Genomic DNA, 18,202 nt, shown 5'->3' with positions numbered 1-18,202 from the left:
GGCGGTCTCCGGGGGCGTCTCAGGAGGTGGCGGTGGTCCGGTGGCGGCGCTCGCGGCCGGCGGCGGCCAGCAGGAGCAGCAGCACCCAGGTGATCAGCAGGCTGAGCACGGACACCGCGACGGACATCTGGCCCCGGCTGTTGCCGACCGAGTAGATCCAGACGGCGAAGGGCTGGTAGCCGAGGATCGAGGCGGTGGTGAACTCGCCCAGCACCAGGGCCAGGGTCAGGAAGGCGGCGTTCAGCAGCGCGCCGCGCAGGTTCGGCACGATCACCGAGAGCACGGCCCGCGGCCAGGAGGCGCCGCAGTTGCGGGCGGCCTCGACCAGGGTGCGCACGTCCACGGCGCGCAGCCCGGAGTCCAGGGCGCGGTAGGCCAGCGGCAGGGCCATCAGGACGTACGCGATGACCAGGACGAGCGGGAACTCCGGCTGCTGGACGAACACGAAGGTCTGGAAGAACGGCGTGTCCATCAGGTGGTCCGGGCCCCAGCGCAGCACGCCGATCAGGCCGGCGGTCAGCGCGACCGGCGGCACCACCAGCGGCAGGGTGCAGACCACTTCGAGCACCGGGCGGAGCTTCGGCGCGCCGAGCCGGACCGCGATCATCGCGGGCACCAGCAGGAGCAGCAGCACCACGACGGTGACGGCGGCCAGCTCCAGGGTCAGCACCAGGCTGTCGGTGAAGCCGGGGGCGGAGAGCAGCCCGGTGTAGGCGTCGAAGGAGACGCCCCGGGCGTCGTCGATCGAGAACCAGACCGAGGCGGCCATCGGGACGAGGAAGTACAGGCCCGCCAGCAGCAGGACCGCGCCGCGCCAGAGCCGCAGGCGGGAGATCAGCTGAGCCATCGGGCACTCCGGCGCTGGAGGGGCAGGTAGACGGCCATCACCAGGGCGGCGACGACGATCATGTCGAGGCTGAGCGCCAGCGCCAGGTTGCCCTGGCCGACCAGCACGTTGCCGGAGAGCGCGTCGGCGATCTGGCGGCTGATCAGCGGCACGGTCGCGCCGACCATCGCGGCGGCGGTGGCGTACGCGGCGAACGCCGAGCCGAACAGCAGCACGAAGCCGCCGAGCAGCGAGGGGAACAGGACCGGCAGCGCGACGTACCGCCAGTACTGCAGGGTGGTGGCCCGGTTGTTGCGGGCGGCCTCGCGCCACTGCAGGCGCAGGCCCTCCAGGGCGGGGGTGATGGTGAGGACCATCAGCGGTACCAGGAAGTACAGGTAGGTGACGGTCAGGCCGGTGAAGCTGTACAGCGACCAGCCGTGGTCGGTCAGGTGGAACAGCTTGGTCAGCTCGCCCGCGTTGCCGAGGGTGGCGACGAAGGCGAACGCCAGCGGCAGGCCGCCGAAGTTGGCGAGCACGCCGGAGGCGGTCAGCACCGCCTCGCGCAGCAGCCGGAACCGGGAGGTCAGCACCGCCTGGGCGATCGGGACGCCGAGCACGGTGCCGATCAGCGCGGTCAGTGCGGACAGCTTCAGGCTGGAGAGCAGCGCCGTCCAGTACGCGCCCTGCATCGAGGCGGTCAGGTTGGCGGTGGTGAACGAGCCGGCGCCGGTCTCCGCGTCGCTGGAGACGGTGAACGCGCCGGTCAGGATGGCGACGGCGGGCAGGCCGAAGCCGACCAGGAAGAAGGCCAGCAGCGGCACGGTGGCCAGCCAGGCTCCGCCGCGCGGGCGGCGTCCGGCGCGGGGCGGAGTGGTGGGGGAGGCGGTGGCGGTGCCGGGGGCGCCCGGGCCGCCGCTGGGGTCAGCGGCGGCCGGGGCCGGCACCGGGGTGGGGGCCGTGGTCATGTCGGTGATCAGCCCGCGATGGCCTTGGCCCAGTTGTCGGTCAGCACCTTCTTGGCCGCGTCGACCTGCTCCGAGCTCGGGAAGGTGGTGAACGGCTTCTCGACGGCGGGCAGCTTGGCCGCGGCGGTGGCGTCCAGGGTGCCGTCCGCCTTCATCGCGTCGAACAGCGCCGGGGTGGCGTAGCCGCCCAGGAAGCCGTTCTGGCCCTCGGCCGAGTACAGGTACTCCATCCACAGGCGGGCGGCCGCCGGGTGCGGGGCGTCCTTGTTGATGGCCTGGTTGTAGTACTGGGCGTAGGAGCCGTCGGTCGGGACGGCGACCTGCCAGTCGATGCCCTTGCCCTTGAACTCGTCGGTGTAGCCCGCGTTCAGGTACGACCAGTCGATCGAGATCGGGGTCTCGCCCTTCTCGATGGTCGCCGGGGTGGACTCGACCGGGTTGAAGTTGCCGGACTGCTTCAGCTTGGCGAAGAAGTCGATGCCGGGCTGGATGTTGTCCAGCGAGCCGCCGTTGGCCAGCGCGGCCGCGTACACGCCGCCGAACGCCGAACCGGACTTGGTCGGGTTGCCGTTCAGCGCGACCTGGCCCTTGTACTCGGGCTTGAGCAGGTCGGCGAAGGTCTTCGGGCAGACCGCGACCTTCTTGGCGTCGCAGCCGATCGAGACGTAGCCGCCGTAGTCGTTGACCCGCAGGCCGGCCGGGTCCTTCATGGTGGCCGGGACCTTGTCGAAGGAGGCCACCTTGTACGGGGCGAGCAGGCCCTCCTTGGCGGCGGACAGCGCGAACGCCGAGCCCAGGTCGACGGTGTCGGGGGCGCGGTCCTGGCCCTTGCGGGACTTGATCGCGTTGATCTCGTCCTGGCTGGAGCCGTCCGGGTTCTCGTCCTCGATCTCGATGCCGTACTTCGCCTTGAAGTCGTCCATCAGCTTGCCGTAGTTCGCCCAGTCGCGCGGCAGGGTGATGACGTGCAGCTTGCCCTCCTTCTTCGCGGCGGCCACCAGGCCGTCCAGGCCGCCGAAGTCGGCCAGCGAGGTCGCGGTCCGCGCGTCCACCGTGCCGCCGCCGGCCTTGGCGGCCTCACCGGACCTGGCGGACGAGCCGGCGGAGCCGCAGGCGGAGAGGGAGAGCGCGGCAGCGGTCAGCACGGCCGCGAGGGCGGCGGCGCGGTGGCGGTGCACGGTCACGGGAGGGTCTCCTGGAGGAAGGGGAGCTGCAGAGGTCACGAGGAAGGTCGTGCGAGGGTGTTCGGTGCGCGGCGAGGCCGGTTGTCCGGCCAAGTTGGCCAGCCAACTTCCGTCGCCGGAAGCAAGTACGCCCGAGGCCGGTGACGGGAAGGTGAACGGACGGCCCAGGACGGGGGTCGGCTGCGGGAACGGTCGCGCCCGGGACGGGGAGCCCTCCGGGCAGCGGCTACAGTCAGTGGTGTACGCGCGGTCACGCGCAGGACACGGCCCAATCTCCTTACCAGGCAAGGGAACTCGACGCACGTGGCACTCGACCAGGACCGCGCCGCCGGCTCGCTCTACCGCAAGGTGGCCGCCGACCTGCGCGAGGCGATCACCTCCGGCTCGTTCGGCGAGGCCGGACGCCTGCCGGCCGAGGGCGCCCTCGCCGAGCAGTACGGCGTCTCCCGCGGCACCGTCCGGCAGGCCCTCGCCTTGCTGCGCGCCGACGGGCTGGTCACCTCCCGCCGCGGCACCCGCCGGGTCGTGCTCGGCAGCGCCCGCGTCCAGTCCTTCTCCGAGCTGCTCTCCTTCACCCACTGGGCCCGCTCGATGGGCGAGGAGCCCGGCGGTCGGCTCGAATCGCTGGTCCGCCGCCCCGCCGACGCCGCCGAACGCGAACAACTGCGCCTCGAACCCGGCACCGAGGTCTACGTCACGCTGCGGCTGCGCACCCTCTCCGGCACCCCCGTGATGGTCGAGCGCACCGTCTACCCGCCCCGGGTCGGCGAGCTGGTCGCCCAGCTGCCGCCCGACGTGGTCTCGCACACCGAACCCCTGCGCGAGCACGGCATCCTGTTCACCGACGCCGACCACACCATCGACGTGGTCACCGCCAACGCCGACGACGCCCGCCTGCTCTCCTGCCGCCGCGGCAGCCCCCTGCTGCGCGAGAAGCGCCGCACCACCGACCCCACCGGCACCCCCGTCGAGTGGTCCCAGGACCGGTACCTGCCCGGCACCGTCGCCTTCTCCATCCACAACTCGCTGGCCTCGTCCGCCCTTTCGCGGCACGCCCGGGACGAGGACTGAAAACCGGGTGCCGTCGGGCCCGGCCGCGGTGAGAATCGCCGGATGAGCGACATCACGCGCATCGACCCGCCGGAACTCCACCCCACCGCCGGGTACGCGCACATCACGGTGGTGGAGGCCGGGCGCACCGCGCACCTGGCCGGGCAGTGCCCGCTGGACGCCGACGAGGAGCTGGTCGGCGCGGGAGACCTGGACGCCCAGATCGACCAGGTGGTGGCCAACGCGATGACGGCGCTGGCCGCGATCGGCGTCGGGCCGGAGCGGGTGGTGCGGTCGGTGGTCCACGTGGTCAGCGACCGCAGCGAGGTACTCGGCGGGGCCTGGCGCCGCCTGACCGCCTCCCCGCTCGGCCCCGCCTTCGGCACCGCCTCCACCCTGCTCGGGGTCGCCGCGCTCGGCTACTCCGGGCAGCTGGTCGAGGTGGACCTGACGGCGGCGCTGCCCTGAGGCACCACCCCGCCGGACTTCCGCCGGGGCCGCCCCGGGCGGCCGGACGGCGCTCTGGCAGGCTGGTCGGATGGACCATCTCGTCGGCACCCAGGCGCCCGAGCGGCGCACGACCGACCCGGCGGAGGCGCTCGGGCACCTGGAACGCGCGGTGCCCGGCCTGGCCGCGCTGCGGTTCCCGGAGCCCCGCGCCATCGACTGGCAGCGCGTGGAAGCCGGGCTGGGCACGGCCCTGCCGGCCGACTACCGGCTCCTGTGCGAGCGCTACCCGCCCTTCGTGCTCGGCGACTTCCTCGGCGTCGGCGGCCTGTCCCCCGGCAACGAAGACGCCTGGGTGCAGGGGCGGTACGAGCTGCTGGAGACCGTCGAGGAGTGGTGCGCGGAGGCCGACCTGGAGGTGCCGCTGCACGCCTACCCCGTCCCGGGCGGCCTGCTGCCCTGGGCCGTGTCGAGCCAGGGCGACTTCCTGCTGTGGACCACCGACCCGGCGGAGCCCCGGGAGTGGACGGTCACCGTCGCCTCCCGGAGCTCCGCGTGGTGGCACTACACCGGCGGGGCCGTCCAGTTCCTGGCCGACCTGGTCGGCGGTGCGGTGGAACCGTGGGCGCTGCCCCGGGTCCGGCCCGTGGTCGAGGAGTGGTGAGCCCCTGCGGGCGGCCGTCGCTCAGCGCATCAACTCCCGCAGCAGCGGCCTGAATTCGGCGAAGGTCGGGGTGGCTGCGGCCGGGTCCTTGGCGGCCTCGTCCCAGCGGCGGACGGCCACCGCGTCGGCGCCGAAGGGGTGGGCGGCGAAGGCGGCGGCCTCGTCCGGGGGCATCGGGCCGCCCTGCAGGGCGAGGGTGTGGACGGAGGCGGGGGAGAGCAGGTCGACGTAGCCGGGCTCGGCCGTGCACAGGTAGCGCTTGGCCGCGACGTGCAGGCGGACCGGTTCGGTGACGGCGGACGGGAAGTGCGGGGCCAGCCGGGCGGCCGCGCTCTCGCCGTGCCGGTTGTCGGTGCCCGCCATCAACTCCCGCCCGCTGCCCCGGAAGTGGCCGATGTCGTGCAGCAGGGCGGCGGCCACCAGGGCGGGCGGGGCGTCGGCGGCGCGGGCCAGGGCGGCCGCCTGCAGCATGTGCGCGGCCAGGGTGACGGCCTCGCCCAGGTACTCGGCGGAGCCCTCGCCCTCGAACAGGGCCTCCAGTTCGTCCAGCACGGCGGTGGTGCGGCGCAGCACCGCCAGGGTGGAGGAGAGCGCGTCCAGGTCGGCGTAGCAGCCCTGCAGGTGGCGGTGGCCGGTGCCCTCCCGGGTGGCGTCGCCGGGTTCGAAGGCGGTGCGGGCGTGCAGCAGGCGGGTGTTGTCGAGGAGCAGGCAGTCGCCGGGGCCGAGCCGGAACTCCAGCCGCAGCTCCGGGCGCAGGGTGATCGCGGCGAAACGGCGGTAGGCGGCGTAGAAGGCGTCCAGCTCGGCGGGGGCCAGGCCGTGCGGCGACCCGGCGGAGCGGTTGTTGAAGCGGACCTCGCGGATCGCGCCGCGCGGGTCGAGGCCGATCATCGGGCGCTCGGCGGAGAGTTCGGCGCCCCGGTCGCGGTAGCGGAACGGCACCGGCGTGCGGGCCAGCAGGGCGAACGCGGCCGGGTCCTGCTCGCGCAGCAGCGCGGCCGCCCGGAACCCGTCGACCAGCCCGGAGTCGCCGCCCGCGCTGTCGTTGCGCAGGCAGTGCAGCAGTTGCAGGGTGGGCACCGGGTCGCGGTACGGGTTGTCGGTGTGCGGGGCGATGGCGCGGCCGGTGAACGCCAGGTTCGCCGGGTCGGGCTCCACCCGGACGTCGAACAGCTCGCCGTAGTTGGTCTCCCGGACGTACCCGAAGCTCCGTGCCACCCGCAGCACCTGCCCCTCCTCGACCGGGACGCCGCGCAGCAGCGCGAACCCCGAGCGGCGGACGGCGGCCAGCACCGCGATCCGCTCCTCCGGGTCGGCCAGGTACGCCGTCCAGTCGGCCTCGGGCAGGCCGCGGGCGAAGTCGGCGGCCTCCCACAGCCGCTTGGCGTGCTCGGTGCGCTCGTCCGGCCCGGCGGGCGCGTCCCACCCGGTGGGGTAGTGCGAACGGTGGCCGTCGGACCAGCGCACCGTCAGCCCGGTGGCGTCCCGGGTCGCCCCGACGGCGGACAGGCCCTCCGGCAGGTCGCCGATCTGGAACAGCTTCTGCCCGCCGCGCGGGTCGCGGCACTCGGGGCACGGGCAGTTGTCGCGCAGCCAGTACGGGTGGGGCACGGGGGGCACGGGCATCGGGTCAGCCTCCAGTTGTCCAGCCAACTTCGCGGGGCTGCCCAGCCAAGACCGCCCGGACGTCCACCACCCGCCCGCCCGGTGAACGCCGGGCCACCGGCGGCCGAACCCTGTCCGCGCCCGGGGCTACCCTGCCCGCATGACGCTCGACCTGGCCCGTGACCTCCCCACCGCCCTCGCCGACCGCGCCGCCGCCTGGCGGCTGATCGCCGACGTCGCCGCCTTCTGGAACGCCCCGCTGCGCCCCGGCGACGGCTGCACCGACGCCGAACTCGACGCGGCCGAGGCCCGCCTCGGCCTGCGCCTGCCCGCCGCGCTGCGCGAGGCGCACCGGCTGCTCGGCAACCGCCCCGACCTCACCAGCAACCACGACACCCTGCTGCCGCCCGCCGAGCTGTACGTCGACCGGGACTGCCTGGTCCACCGGGTCGAGAACCAGGGCTGCGCCTACTGGGGGATCCCGCTCGCCGCCCTCGACCAGGACGACCCGCCGACCGTCGTCTGGCCGGACGCCGCGGACCCGGAGACCACCCCGTGGACGGCCCGCCTCTCCACCGCACTCCTCGCCGTCGTCCTCACCGAACCGCTGCTCGACCAGGACGCGTACACCGACGCCGGAGACGTCGACCCCGCCGACCTCACCGGCTGGACCGAGCTGCCCCGCCTCTACGAACCCGGCGTCGACGGCCGCCTCTTCGCCCGCCCGGACGCCCTGCTGCTCGTCCAGGACGGCTCCTGGGTGGCGATGCGGGCGGTCAGCGAAGAAACGCTCGACGAACTGTGCGAGCAGCTGCCGGTGTCCTGGCTCAACTACTGACTCCTCGTCAGATTGCCTGCTCCCAGGCCTCGGTGGCCGCCGCGACCGCGGCCGCGGCGGGGGCGCCGGTGGCCTGGGCGAGGAGTTCCAGGGTAGCGATGACGGTCTCCGGGTTGGCCGCCGGGCCGTAGTGGTTGAGCCGGAGCATGGTGGCGGCCAGCGCGCCGCCCGCCTGGACGGGCAACTGCGGGGCGCGGCGGCGCACTTCGGCGGCCAGGTCGGCCGCGTTGGTGCCCAGGGGGGTGCGCAGCGTGGTGGCGACCGGGGCGGCGTGCTCGGCGCGCAGCACGTACGGGGCGACGGTGCCCAGGGCGAGGGCGCCCGCGCGGGTGGCGGCGGCCGCGGCGCGGTGGCGGGCGATGACCGCGTCCAGCGTCTCGGCCTCGATCGCGGCCAGGCATTCCTCCAGTGCGAGCATCTCCAACTGGGCCGGGGCGTGCGGCAGTTGGGTGCGACCGGCGTCCGTCCAGCGCTCCTTCCAGTCCAGCAGGGAGAGGTAGGAGCGGCGCGGCGCGGCCGGGTTGGCGGCGATCCGCTGCCAGGCCCGTTCGCTCACCGACACCGCCGAGACGCCCGCCGGGCCGCCCATCGCCTTCTGCCCGCCGATCACGCACAGGTCGACGCCCCACTCGTCGGTCAGCAGCGGCTCGGCGGCCACCGAGGCCACCGCGTCCAGCATCAGCAGCGCCCCGTGCCGCCGCACCACCTCGGCGATCGCCGCGACCGGGTTGGTGTTGCCGGTCGCCGCCTCGGCGTGCACCAGCGAGACGAAGTCGATCTCCGGGTGCTCGTCCAGCGCCGCCGCGACCTGCTCGGCGCCCACCGCCGTGTCGTACGGCACCGTCAGGTCGACCACCTTCGCCCCGGCGGCGCGCAGCCAGCCGCCGAAGGTCTGCCCGTACGGGCCGGTGACCACGTTCAGCGCGGTCGAACCCGGGTGCGCCGCGCCCTTGATCGCCGCCTCCAGCGGCAGCAGCGCCTCGCCCTGGGTGACGATCACGTCGTTGCGGGTGCGCAGCAGCGCCGCCACCGCGTCCTCGATCGCGGCGAACCGGTCGGCGGTCATCGGGGGGAGGTCGAGCAGCATCCGGAAGGGCCTTTCGGGACGGCGGGCGCCGGAACGGACCGGCGGGCGGAGGGTCGCCGTCGAACAGTCTGCCGCAGAACGCCCGCGGGCCGGCGAACGGCGCCGAGTACAGTGCCAGGCATGACAGAGCGCGGGGTGCTGCACATCAAGGGCCGGGTGCTGGTCGGCCCCGAGGACGTCCGGGACGAACTCTGGGCCGTGGACGGGCGGGTGACCTTCGAACGCCCCGCCGCCGAACCGTCCGCCACCCTCACCGGCTGGGTCCTGCCCGGCCTGGTCGACGCCCACTGCCACGTCGGCCTGGACGCGCACGGCGCCGTCGACCGCGACACCAGCGAGAAGCAGGCGCGCACCGACCGGGACGCCGGGACCCTGCTGATCCGCGACGCCGGATCCGCCGCCGACACCCGCTGGATCGACGACCGCGACGACCTCCCGAAGATCATCCGGGCCGGTCGGCACATCGCCCGCACCCGTCGCTACATCCGCAACTACGCCCACGAGATCGAACCCGGCGACCTCGCCGCGTACGTCGCCGCCGAGGCCCGGCGCGGCGACGGCTGGGTCAAGCTCGTCGGCGACTGGATCGACCGCGAGGCGGGCGACCTCACCGCCTGCTGGCCCGGCGACGCCCTCGCCGAGGCGATCGCCGCCGCCCACGCCGAAGGCGCCCGGGTCACCGCGCACTGCTTCGCCACCGCCTCGCTGCCCGACCTGCTCGCCGCCGGGATCGACTGCGTCGAGCACGCCACCGGCCTCACCGAGGACCTCATCCCCGCCTTCGTCGAACGCGGCGTCGCGATCGTCCCCACCCTCGTCAACATCGCCACCTTCCCCCGGCTCGCCCTCGGCGGCGAGGCCAAGTTCCCCGCCTGGTCCGCCCACATGCGTCGCCTGCACGCCCGTCGCTACGACACCGTCGGCGCCGCGCACGACGCGGGCATCCCGATCTACGTCGGCACCGACGCGGGCGGCTCGCTCGCCCACGGCCTGGTCGCCGAGGAGGCGGCGGAACTCACCAAGGCCGGGCTCACCCCCCTCGAAGCCCTCGCCGCCACCACCTGGTCCGCCCGCGAGTGGCTCGGCCGCCCGGGCCTCACCGAGGGCGCCCCCGCCGACCTCGTCCTCTACGAGGCCGACCCGCGCACCGACCTGCGGGTGCTGGCCGCACCGGCGCACGTGGTGCTCAACGGGCGGGTGGTGTGAGGGCGGTGGGCAGCGGGCCGTCCGCGGGATCGACCGGCGCGCAGGCCCTCGCCCGCTGGGCGGCGCTGCCCGCCGAGGTGCGTGGGCGGATCGACGGGGAGCTGCTGCGGGGGCGCTTCGTCCACGCGCTCGGGCTGCTGCGGGACGCGGACGGCAGCGGCGTCCGGGAGGGTCGGGAACTCCTGGAGGAGCGCCACCGGCAGCTGCGGCCGACCCCGCCCGACCCCCTCGCGGACGCCGAGGCGCTCACCGGACGGGTCGCCGCGGCGGACGGGCCGGTCCTCGGCGTCGTGGCGGCCCGCTCCGCGGCGGGCGTCGAGCTACTGGTGACCGGCGCGGACGGCAGCCGGGTGCTGACCGTCGTGGACGCCGCCACCGCCGCCCGCCACCTCGTCCCCGGCGAACCCGCCGACGGCCGTCCGCCCGCCGAGGCCGCCGCCGAGTGGCTCGGCCGGCAGGTCGCCGCCGCGCTCGGGGTGCCCTTCCGGTCCTGCGCCGAGCAGCCCTGAGACCCTCGCGAACTCCGGTTGTCAGTGCGGCCGATAGGCTTCCGTCATGGCTGCTCGACCCTTGCACGAAGTTGTTGAACCCGGCTGGGCCCAGGCCCTCGCACCGGTCGCCGGACAGGTCGCCGCGATGGGCGACTTCCTGCGCGCCGAGATCGCGGCGGGCCGGTCCTACCTGCCGCCCGGCCCGCAGGTCCTGCGGGCGTTCCAGCAGCCGTTCGCCGACGTCCGGGTGCTGATCGTCGGGCAGGACCCGTACCCCACCCCCGGGCACGCCGTCGGCCTCAGCTTCTCCGTCGCCCCCGACGTCCGCCCGGTGCCGCCCAGCCTGGTCAACATCTACCAGGAGTACTGCCAGGACCTCGGCCTCCCGGCCCCCTCCAACGGCGACCTCACCCCGTGGGCGAACCAGGGCGTGCTGCTGCTCAACCGGGCCCTCACCACCCAGGCCCGCAAGACCAACGGGCACCGCGGCAAGGGCTGGGAGGCCGTCACCGAGCAGGCCATCAAGGCGCTCGCGGCCCGCGGCGGCCCGCTCGTCGCGATCCTGTGGGGCCGCGACGCCCGCGAGCTCAAGCCGTGGCTGGGCCAGGTCCCCTGCATCGAGTCGCCGCACCCCAGCCCCTACTCGGCGAGCAGCGGCTTCTTCGGCTCCCGCCCGTTCAGCAGGGCCAACGACCTGCTGGTGGGCCAGGGCGGCCAGCCCGTCGACTGGCGCCTGCCCTAGGCCCTGTCGGGCCCACGGGGGCCGCCGGGGGCCTGCTGAAAGGTTTCCCCGGTGCCGGATTGCTTCCGGAAATGGTCACTCCAGAACGTCAACCTCACTCGAAGGAGTGAAATGACGCTCCGTGTTGCTGGGGTGACGCACTGTTCGAAGAGACTGACGGGAGTCGAGAGCGCGAGTCCCCTCCCCGTGCGGTGCGCCGGGTGAGGCTGCGGGTGCGCTCTGCCGTTCACCACGTGTGGGGGTTTCCTGTCATGTCTGTTCTGCGTTCGGTCGCCGCGTCGGCCCTTGCGGTGTCCGCCCTCACGGTGGGGTTGCCGGTGTCCTCGGCCTCGGCCGCCGATGCCGCCGCCGGTACGCCCGCGAAGCCGGGGAGGGCGAGCGCGGTGACGGCCGAACTGGCCCTGGACGTGACGCTGCTGAACGCGGTGGACGTGCCGGTCGACGTGGCGCTGAACCGGGTCGAGTCGCCCGCGCAGCGGGACGGCGCGGTGCTGACCGCCAAGGTCGACGGGGTGGACGGCGGGCGGCCGGTGACGCTGGTCAAGGCGGAGGTGGGCCGGTCGGTCGCCAAGGTGGACGACGAGCTGGCCTCGGCGTCCGTGAAGCTGGTGGACGCCGACGTGCACGTGCCGGGCCTGCCGCTGACCACGCTGCTGGGGCTGGAGGCGATGAGCGCCCAGGCCAGTTGCCCGGTGGACGGGCCGCCGACGGCCGACGTCACCGCCCCGGCGAAGCTGACGGTGCTGGGCAGGTCGGTCACGGTGGGCCTCAACTCGCCGACCCACGTGGACGTTCCGGCGATCGGCTCGGTGGACGTCGAGTTCGCGAAGAAGACCGTCACCAGCAGCACGGCGGCGGCCTCCGCGCTGGAGGTCAAGGTCGTGCTGAACCCGCTGAACCTGAACGTGGCGAAGGTGAGCGGCACGGTGCGGGTCGCCTCGGTGTCCTGCGAGAAGCCGGTCGCCGCGGTCGTCCCGGCCGCGGTCTCCTCGCCCCCCGCCTCCTCCCCGGCGGCCTCGGCCCCCGCGAGCGCGCAGAACCGGGCGGTGCCGGCGGCGGCCGGCGAGCAGTTGGCGTCCACCGGTTCGTCCGGGACGACGGCGCTGGCCGCGGGCGGCGGGACGTTGCTGGTGGCCGGTGGCGCCGCGGTGTGGATGACGCGGCGGCGGCGGGCGGCGCACGCCCGGCACCGCTGACGGGCTGAGCCGACGGGCTGAGCCGACGGGCTGAGCCGAGGAGCTGCGCCGATCGGCGGGCCGGGCGTCCTGCGGGGCGTCCGGCCCGCCGCCCGTTCCGCCCCTTCCGTCCCAGAACTGCGTTCGCATCGCGAGACGTTCCTTCTCCCAGGGTGAACCCGCCACTGCGGACCGTTGGTTCACATGGGCGTTACATAGGAGGAACAACCGGGAAACGGCGGCTTGCGACGCTACGCGGGCACCCACCACCCAAGCAGTGAGGATCACCGCAGTGGCGATCAAGGCCGAGTACATCTGGATCGACGGCACCAAGCCGACCGCGAAGCTCCGTTCCAAGACCCGGGTGCTGCCGAACGCGGACAAGATCCCCACCTGGGGCTTCGACGGCTCGTCGACCAACCAGGCCGAGGGCCACGCCTCCGACCGCGTGCTGGACCCGGTGAAGGTCGTCAAGGACCCGATCCGCGGCGGTGACAACATCCTCGTGCTGTGCGAGGTGCTGGAGATCGACGGCACCCCGCACGAGACCAACACCCGTGCCGCGCTGCGCGAGGTCGCCGAGCGCTACGCCGCGCAGGAGTCGATCTTCGGCATCGAGCAGGAGTACACCTTCTTCAAGGGCTCCCGCCCGCTCGGCTTCCCGGAGGGCGGCTACCCGGCCCCGCAGGGCGGCTACTACTGCGGCGTCGGCGCCGAGGAGGTCTTCGGTCGCGAGATCGTCGAGCTGCACCTCGACCGCTGCCTCGACGCCGGCCTGGCGATCTGCGGCATCAACGCCGAGGTCATGCCCGGCCAGTGGGAGTTCCAGATCGGCCCCGTCGACGCGCTGACCGTCTCGGACGACCTGTGGATCGCCCGCTACCTGCTCTACCGCACCGCCGAGGAGTTCGGCATCGACGCCACCCTGGACGCCAAGCCGGCCCGGGGCGACTGGAACGGCGCGGGCGCGCACACCAACTTCTCCACCAAGGCGATGCGCGAGGGCTACGACGCCATCATCACCGCCTGCGAGTCGCTCGGCGCCTCCCAGGAGAAGGTCCTGGAGCACGTCAACCAGTACGGTGACGACATCCAGTCCCGCCTGACCGGCAAGCACGAGACCGCCCCGTGGAACGTCTACTCCTACGGCGTGTCCAACCGCGGCGCCTCGGTCCGCATCCCGTGGCAGGTCGAGGTGGAGCAGAAGGGCTACATCGAGGACCGCCGCCCGAACGCGAACGTCGACCCGTACGTGGTCACCCGCCTCCTGATCAACACCTGCTGCGAGGCCCTGGAGAAGGCCGGCCAGGTCTGATCCGCCCGTAGGCACGGCAGTACCGCACGGCAGCGCCCGCCGGTCCCCGCGAGGGGGACGGCGGGCGCTGCCGTTCCCGGAGGCGGTTTCCGGCGTTTGACGGCGGTGTGTCGTGCGCCTCACGGGCGGTCCGGGTCGGGTGTGCGGCGGTGCGCACACCCGGCTCACATCCGGACGAAGCCGTGCGTGCGTCCGACGGCGGTGAAGCCGCGCCGGGCGTACCACTGCTGGGGCCAGTCCTCGGCGTCGGCGACCAGGAAGCGCAGGCCGTCGGGGGAGCGGTCGGCGGCCAGCCGCAGGGCGGTGGCGAGGACGGCGTCGGCCAGGCCGCGGCGCTGGCGGTCCTCGGCGGTGGCCAGGTCCTCGATCTGGGCGGTGCCCGCGGCGTCCTGGTAGAGGTCGGCCCAGGAGCCGAACTCGCCGTCGACGTCCCGGGCGGCCAGCGTCAGCACCCGCTCGGCGCCCGCGGCGCGGGCGGTGCGGCGGTCCACCAGTTGGGCGATCGACTCGTCCGCGGCCCACGGCAGCCAGCAGCGCCACTGCCGCTCCAGGGCGGGGGCCAGCTCGGCCAGCGTGACCGGCCCGGCGCCGCCGCCGGGCGGGACCGGGCCGCGGTGGACCATCACCACCTCGGTCTCGTGCCGGTACCCGGCGGCCACCAGCCCCGGCGCGAGGGCCAGCGCGGACGCGTCGTCGAACACCGAGATCCGCCGGTGCCCCAGGTGCCCGAGCACCTGTTCCGCCAGCCCGGCGACGTCGACCCCGCTCGGCGGGGCGTCCAGGACCAGCTGGTTGTGCTCGTGCGAGTACGCGTACTCCTCGCTCAACACCCCGAAGCCGCCCGGCAGTTCCACCACCTCGGCGGCCTGTCGGCGGGCGAAGGTGCGACGGAACTCCAGGGCGACCCGCAGGCTCTCCTCGACCATCCGGCCATCGTAGGCCGCCCCCGCCGTCCGCTTCGAGCCGTTTGTCGGACCGGGCTCCCGCCGTCCCGCCCCCGCTTGAGTCTCCCGCCGGGGGAGACGGCAGGGTGGTGGGCATGGACGGCACGGGCGGTACGGACGACGACGGGTTGCTGACGATCGGCGCGCTGGCGCGGCGCACCGGGCTGACGGTGAAGACCATCAGGTACTACTCGGACACCGGCCTGGTGCCGTCCACCGACCGCACCGCGGCGGGCTACCGGCGCTACGGCGCCGAGGCCCTGGCCCGGCTCGAACTCGTGCGCACGCTACGCGAGTTGGGCCTCGGGCTGGACGCGGTGCGACGGGTCCTGGAACGCGAGGAGAGCCTCGCCGAGGTGGCCCGGGCGCACGCCGACGCGCTGGACCTGCAGATCCGCACGCTGCGCCGCCAGCGCGCCGTGCTGCGCACCGCGGCCGCCCGCGGCACCGACCCCGAGGAGACCGCACTGATGCACCGACTGCTCCGACTGTCCGCCGAGGAACGGCGGCGCCTGATCGAGGAGTTCCTCGACGACACCTTCGGCACCGCCGACGCCAACCCCGAACTCGTCGCCCTGCTGCGCACCGCCGTGCCCGACCTGCCCGAGGACCCGAGCGCCGAACAGGTCACCGCCTGGGTCGAACTCGCCGAACTCACCCGCGACCAGGACTTCCGGGCCGCCGTCCGCCGGATGGCCGCCTACCAGGCCGAGCAGCGCGCCGAGGGCGACACCACCGGCCTGCACCACGAACTCACCGAGCAGGTGCGGACGGTGGTCACCGAGGCGCTCGCCGCGGGCACCGCCCCCGACAGCCCCGCCGCCGCCACCGCGGTGGCCGCCCTCACCGCCCGCTACGCCGAGGTGTTCGACCGCCCGGACGACGCCGCCCTGCGCGGCTGGCTGCTGCGCCGCCTGGACGTGGCCGCCGACCCCCGGGTCGAGCGCTACTGGCGGCTGCTCGCCCGGATCAACGACTGGCCCGACCCGCCCGAACTGGCGCCCGTGTTCGGCTGGTTCACCGCCGCGCTGCGGGCGGCCGGATGAACCGGGTGCGGGGCGCTCTACGCTGGGCCCATGGCTGACACCGCGCCCACCGACGCCGACTTCACCCCGCAGGAGCTGGCCCGCGGCCGCGCGCTGCGCCGGGCCCGGCTGCCGTGGGCGCTGGGCGGGCAGCTGGCCTCGCTCGCGCTGAGCGCCGTCCTCGGCCTCACCACGGCCGGGGCGGGCCTGGTCAGTGCCGTCGGCGGCTGGTTCGGCGGCAGTTGGGCGGCCGAGGTGCTGGCGGGCAGCGCGGCGCTGGTGCTGCTCGGCCGGGCCGTGACGCTGCCGTTCTCGGCCCGGGTGCGGGCCGTCTCCGCCCGGTACGGCCTGGTCACCCAGGGCTGGGCCGGCTGGGCGGTGGACGCGCTGCGCGGCACCGCCGTCGCGCTCGCCCTGTTCCTGCCGCTGGCCCTCGGCCTGTACGCGCTGATCGGCCGCTCGCCCGGACACTGGTGGATCCCCGCCGCGGCCGCCGCCGCGCTGCTGACCGTCGCGCTCTCCTTCCTGCACCCACTGGTCATCGAGCCGCTGTTCAACCGCTTCACCCCGCTGCCCGAGGGCGAACTGCGCACCACCCTGCTGGAGTTGGCCCGCCGCGACGGCATCGCGGTGCGCGACGTGCTGGTCGCCGACGCCTCCCGCCGCACCACCGCGCTGAACGCCTACGTCTCCGGGTTCGGCCCGACCCGGCGGATCGTCGTCCACGACACCCTGCTCTCCTCCGCCGAGCCGCGCGAGATCGAACTCGTCGCCGCCCACGAACTCGGCCACGTCAAGCACCGGGACGTCGCCACCGGCACCGCCCTCGGCGCCCTCGGCGCGGCCCTGGTGGTCCCCGTGCTGGCCGCCCTGCTCGCCTGGCGGCCGCTGCTCGACGCGGCCGGGGCCGCCGACGTCCAGGACCCGCGCTCCCTGCCGCTGCTGGCCGCCCTCGCCGCCCTGCTCGGGGCGCTCAGCACCCCCGTGCAGTGCGCCGCCAGCCGCCGCATCGAAGCCCGCGCCGACCGGCACGCCCTCGAACTCACCGGCGACGCCCAGCAGTTCATCGCCATGCAGCGCCGCCTCGCGGTCACCAACGTCGCCGACCCCTACCCGCCGCGCGCCGTCGAACTGCTGCTCGCCACCCACCCCAGCACCGGCCGCCGGATCGCCGCCGCCCGCAGCTGGCTCGCCCGGAAGGACGCCGCCTGATGCCCCTCCCGCTGCTCATGCTCGACGTCGACGGCCCGCTCGCCCCGTACGTCGGCAGCCCCTACCGCCGCCCCGAGGGCTACCTCACCCACCGCGTCCCGTCCCGGACCTGGCGCGAACGCCAGCGCGCCTCGGGCATCCGCAACCCGAAACCGCTGCGGGTCTGGCTGCACCCCGACCACGGGCCCGCGCTGCTCGCCCTGCCCTACGACCTCGTCTGGGCCACCACCTGGAAGGACGAGGCCAACCAGCACCTCGCCCCGCTCCTCGGCCTGCCCGAACTCCCGTACGTCGACTGGCCGTCCATGCACCACGGCGACCCCGACGGCCTGCACTGGAGGACCCGCCACCTGGTCGCCTGGGCCGCCGGACGCCCGTTCGCCTGGGTCGACGACGAGATGTCCCCGCAGGACACCGCCTGGATCGCCGCCCACCACCCCGCCCCCGCCCTCACCCTGCCGGTCGACCACCGGTACGGGCTGCGGGCCGCCGATTTCACCGTGCTCGCCGACTGGGCGAAGGAGAACGCGAGTTGATCGTCACCGCGCTGCGCCGCTACCCCGTCAAGTCGCTGCTGGGCGAGGAGACCGCCCGGGCCGGGATCGACCGCCACGGCCTCGACGGCGACCGCCGCCACGCCCTGCTCGACCTCACCGACGGCCGGATCGCCAGCGCCAAGGAGCCCCGCGCCTGGCGGCGGCTGCTCACGCTGCGGGCGGAGAGCCTGGCGGGCGGCGGGGTGCGGATCACCGGCCCGGACGGGGGCGTGCTCGACGACGACGGGATCTCCGCGCTGCTCGGACGGCCGGTGCGGCTGATCGGGGAGCGGCCGGTGGGGGCGAAGCTGCGGCGGTCCGTGCCGGAGCAGGTGCTGGCGGCCGGTGTCGAGGCCGAAGTCGACTCCCCGGAACAGGAGTTCGGCTCGGCCTCGGAGCCCGGCAGCTTCTTCGACTTCGCCCCGCTGCACCTGGTCACCACCGCGACCCTGGCCGGTGCGCCCGCCGCCCGCTACCGGCCCAACCTGGTGATCGGCCACGACGGCGAGCCGTGGGAGGAGAACACCTGGATCGGCCGCGAACTCGCCGTCGGACCCGAACTGCGACTGCGCGTCATCGCCGCCACGCCCCGCTGCGCCGTCCCGACCCTCCCGCACGGCCCCCTGCCCGCCGACCCGGAGGCCCTGCGCCGCCCGGCCCGGGAGAACCGGGTCCGGCCGCTGCCCGCGATGCAACCGCTGCCGTGCCTGGGCGTCTACGCGCAGGTCCTCAGCCCGGGGGTGGTGGGGGCGGGGGACGCGGTCACGCTCCGCTGAGACGAGAGCCCCTTCAGGGGCCCGGGGAACGGCGGGGCCGGGGCTGCTCACGGTTCACTGCCGGTGCGTGTGGTGGCTTCGGGTTCTGTTACTGCGGCCCGAAGCAGCACG

At 74.6% G+C, this 18,202-nt stretch carries 19 protein-coding genes; 13 read left to right on the top strand and 6 right to left on the bottom strand.

Annotated elements, in window-relative coordinates; genetic code table 11:
- Window positions 1–19: 19 nt before the first annotated feature.
- From ACFY00_RS09145 to ACFY00_RS09135, 3 genes are read right to left on the bottom strand one after another with little or no spacing between them, the layout of a single operon-like run.
- Window positions 20–847, bottom strand: a complete 828-nt coding sequence (locus ACFY00_RS09145) for an ABC transporter permease (RefSeq protein WP_388028913.1) — start codon at window positions 845–847, stop codon at window positions 20–22.
- Window positions 835–1,794: an ABC transporter permease gene (locus ACFY00_RS09140; RefSeq protein ID WP_388028911.1), complete on the bottom strand. Its 960-nt coding sequence runs from the start codon at window positions 1,792–1,794 to the stop codon at window positions 835–837. Before ACFY00_RS09140 ends, ACFY00_RS09145 begins: the two co-directional genes overlap by 13 nt.
- Window positions 1,795–1,802: 8 nt before the next feature.
- A complete protein-coding gene (locus ACFY00_RS09135) occupies window positions 1,803–2,978 on the bottom strand; it encodes an ABC transporter substrate-binding protein (protein ID WP_388028909.1) in 1,176 nt (391 codons plus the stop codon).
- Window positions 2,979–3,281: 303 nt separating this feature from the next.
- On the opposite strand from ACFY00_RS09135, the gene ACFY00_RS09130 reads away from it, so the two are divergent.
- From ACFY00_RS09130 to ACFY00_RS09120, 3 genes are all read left to right on the top strand, one after another.
- On the top strand, window positions 3,282–4,049 hold the full coding sequence (locus ACFY00_RS09130; RefSeq protein ID WP_388028907.1) for a GntR family transcriptional regulator: 768 nt from the start codon (window positions 3,282–3,284) through the stop codon (window positions 4,047–4,049).
- Between the two features lie 42 nt (window positions 4,050–4,091).
- The gene (locus tag ACFY00_RS09125) at window positions 4,092–4,496 is read left to right on the top strand and encodes a RidA family protein (RefSeq protein WP_388028904.1); all 405 of its coding nucleotides are present in this window, start codon (window positions 4,092–4,094) and stop codon (window positions 4,494–4,496) included.
- 70 nt (window positions 4,497–4,566) lie between these two features.
- Window positions 4,567–5,139 (top strand): SMI1/KNR4 family protein, encoded by a 573-nt coding sequence (locus ACFY00_RS09120; protein WP_388028901.1) that lies wholly within the window; start codon window positions 4,567–4,569, stop codon window positions 5,137–5,139.
- 21 nt (window positions 5,140–5,160) lie between these two features.
- Here the strand turns inward: ACFY00_RS09120 and ACFY00_RS09115 are convergent, their stop codons facing one another.
- Window positions 5,161–6,765, bottom strand: coding sequence for a TauD/TfdA family dioxygenase (locus ACFY00_RS09115; RefSeq protein WP_388028898.1), 1,605 nt, complete (start codon window positions 6,763–6,765; stop codon window positions 5,161–5,163).
- Window positions 6,766–6,904: 139 nt separating this feature from the next.
- On the opposite strand from ACFY00_RS09115, the gene ACFY00_RS09110 reads away from it, so the two are divergent.
- On the top strand, window positions 6,905–7,582 hold the full coding sequence (locus ACFY00_RS09110) for an SMI1/KNR4 family protein (protein WP_388028896.1): 678 nt from the start codon (window positions 6,905–6,907) through the stop codon (window positions 7,580–7,582).
- 7 nt (window positions 7,583–7,589) lie between these two features.
- On the opposite strand, the gene ACFY00_RS09105 is transcribed toward ACFY00_RS09110, so the two are convergent.
- Window positions 7,590–8,669, bottom strand: a complete 1,080-nt coding sequence (locus ACFY00_RS09105) for a pyridoxal-phosphate-dependent aminotransferase family protein (RefSeq protein ID WP_388028894.1) — start codon at window positions 8,667–8,669, stop codon at window positions 7,590–7,592.
- 120 nt (window positions 8,670–8,789) lie between these two features.
- Here ACFY00_RS09105 and ACFY00_RS09100 point away from each other — a divergent pair, with 120 nt between their 5' ends.
- The 5 genes from ACFY00_RS09100 (at window position 8,790) to glnII (ending at window position 13,598) form a co-directional block, all read left to right on the top strand.
- Window positions 8,790–9,875: an amidohydrolase family protein gene (locus tag ACFY00_RS09100; protein WP_388028893.1), complete on the top strand. Its 1,086-nt coding sequence runs from the start codon at window positions 8,790–8,792 to the stop codon at window positions 9,873–9,875.
- Window positions 9,876–9,880: 5 nt separating this feature from the next.
- Window positions 9,881–10,384, top strand: coding sequence for a hypothetical protein (locus tag ACFY00_RS09095; RefSeq protein ID WP_388028890.1), 504 nt, complete (start codon window positions 9,881–9,883; stop codon window positions 10,382–10,384).
- Between the two features lie 46 nt (window positions 10,385–10,430).
- Entirely contained in the window at window positions 10,431–11,108 is a 678-nt protein-coding gene (locus ACFY00_RS09090) for a uracil-DNA glycosylase (protein WP_388028888.1), read from the top strand.
- A gap of 251 nt (window positions 11,109–11,359) precedes the next feature.
- Complete coding sequence (locus ACFY00_RS09085) at window positions 11,360–12,304, top strand: SCO1860 family LAETG-anchored protein (RefSeq protein WP_388028885.1); 945 nt, start codon at window positions 11,360–11,362, stop codon at window positions 12,302–12,304.
- Between the two features lie 271 nt (window positions 12,305–12,575).
- Window positions 12,576–13,598 carry a glutamine synthetase gene (gene glnII, locus ACFY00_RS09080; RefSeq protein ID WP_388029202.1) on the top strand — a complete coding sequence of 341 codons (1,023 nt, stop codon included), beginning with the start codon at window positions 12,576–12,578 and terminating at the stop codon, window positions 13,596–13,598.
- 164 nt (window positions 13,599–13,762) lie between these two features.
- On the opposite strand, the gene ACFY00_RS09075 is transcribed toward glnII, so the two are convergent.
- Window positions 13,763–14,524, bottom strand: a complete 762-nt coding sequence (locus ACFY00_RS09075; RefSeq protein ID WP_388028883.1) for a GNAT family N-acetyltransferase — start codon at window positions 14,522–14,524, stop codon at window positions 13,763–13,765.
- A gap of 113 nt (window positions 14,525–14,637) precedes the next feature.
- On the opposite strand from ACFY00_RS09075, the gene ACFY00_RS09070 reads away from it, so the two are divergent.
- Genes ACFY00_RS09070 through ACFY00_RS09055 form a run of 4 tightly spaced genes read left to right on the top strand, consistent with a single transcriptional unit; the run spans window position 14,638 to window position 18,091 of the window.
- A complete protein-coding gene (locus tag ACFY00_RS09070; protein ID WP_388028880.1) occupies window positions 14,638–15,588 on the top strand; it encodes a MerR family transcriptional regulator in 951 nt (316 codons plus the stop codon).
- 30 nt (window positions 15,589–15,618) lie between these two features.
- Window positions 15,619–16,779 (top strand): M48 family metallopeptidase, encoded by a 1,161-nt coding sequence (locus tag ACFY00_RS09065; RefSeq protein ID WP_388028878.1) that lies wholly within the window; start codon window positions 15,619–15,621, stop codon window positions 16,777–16,779.
- The gene (locus ACFY00_RS09060) at window positions 16,779–17,315 is read left to right on the top strand and encodes a hypothetical protein (RefSeq protein WP_388028875.1); all 537 of its coding nucleotides are present in this window, start codon (window positions 16,779–16,781) and stop codon (window positions 17,313–17,315) included. Before ACFY00_RS09065 ends, ACFY00_RS09060 begins: the two co-directional genes overlap by 1 nt.
- Entirely contained in the window at window positions 17,312–18,091 is a 780-nt protein-coding gene (locus tag ACFY00_RS09055; RefSeq protein WP_388028873.1) for an MOSC domain-containing protein, read from the top strand. The genes ACFY00_RS09060 and ACFY00_RS09055 overlap by 4 nt, the downstream gene beginning before the upstream one ends.
- Window positions 18,092–18,202: the final 111 nt, after the last annotated feature.

It is taken from the genome of Kitasatospora sp. NPDC001540 (assembly GCF_042894345.1).
Classification (GTDB): domain Bacteria; phylum Actinomycetota; class Actinomycetes; order Streptomycetales; family Streptomycetaceae; genus Kitasatospora; species Kitasatospora phosalacinea_C.
The sequence above is the reverse complement of the archived record's forward strand: the minus strand, read 5'-3'. Positions and strand labels throughout refer to the sequence as shown.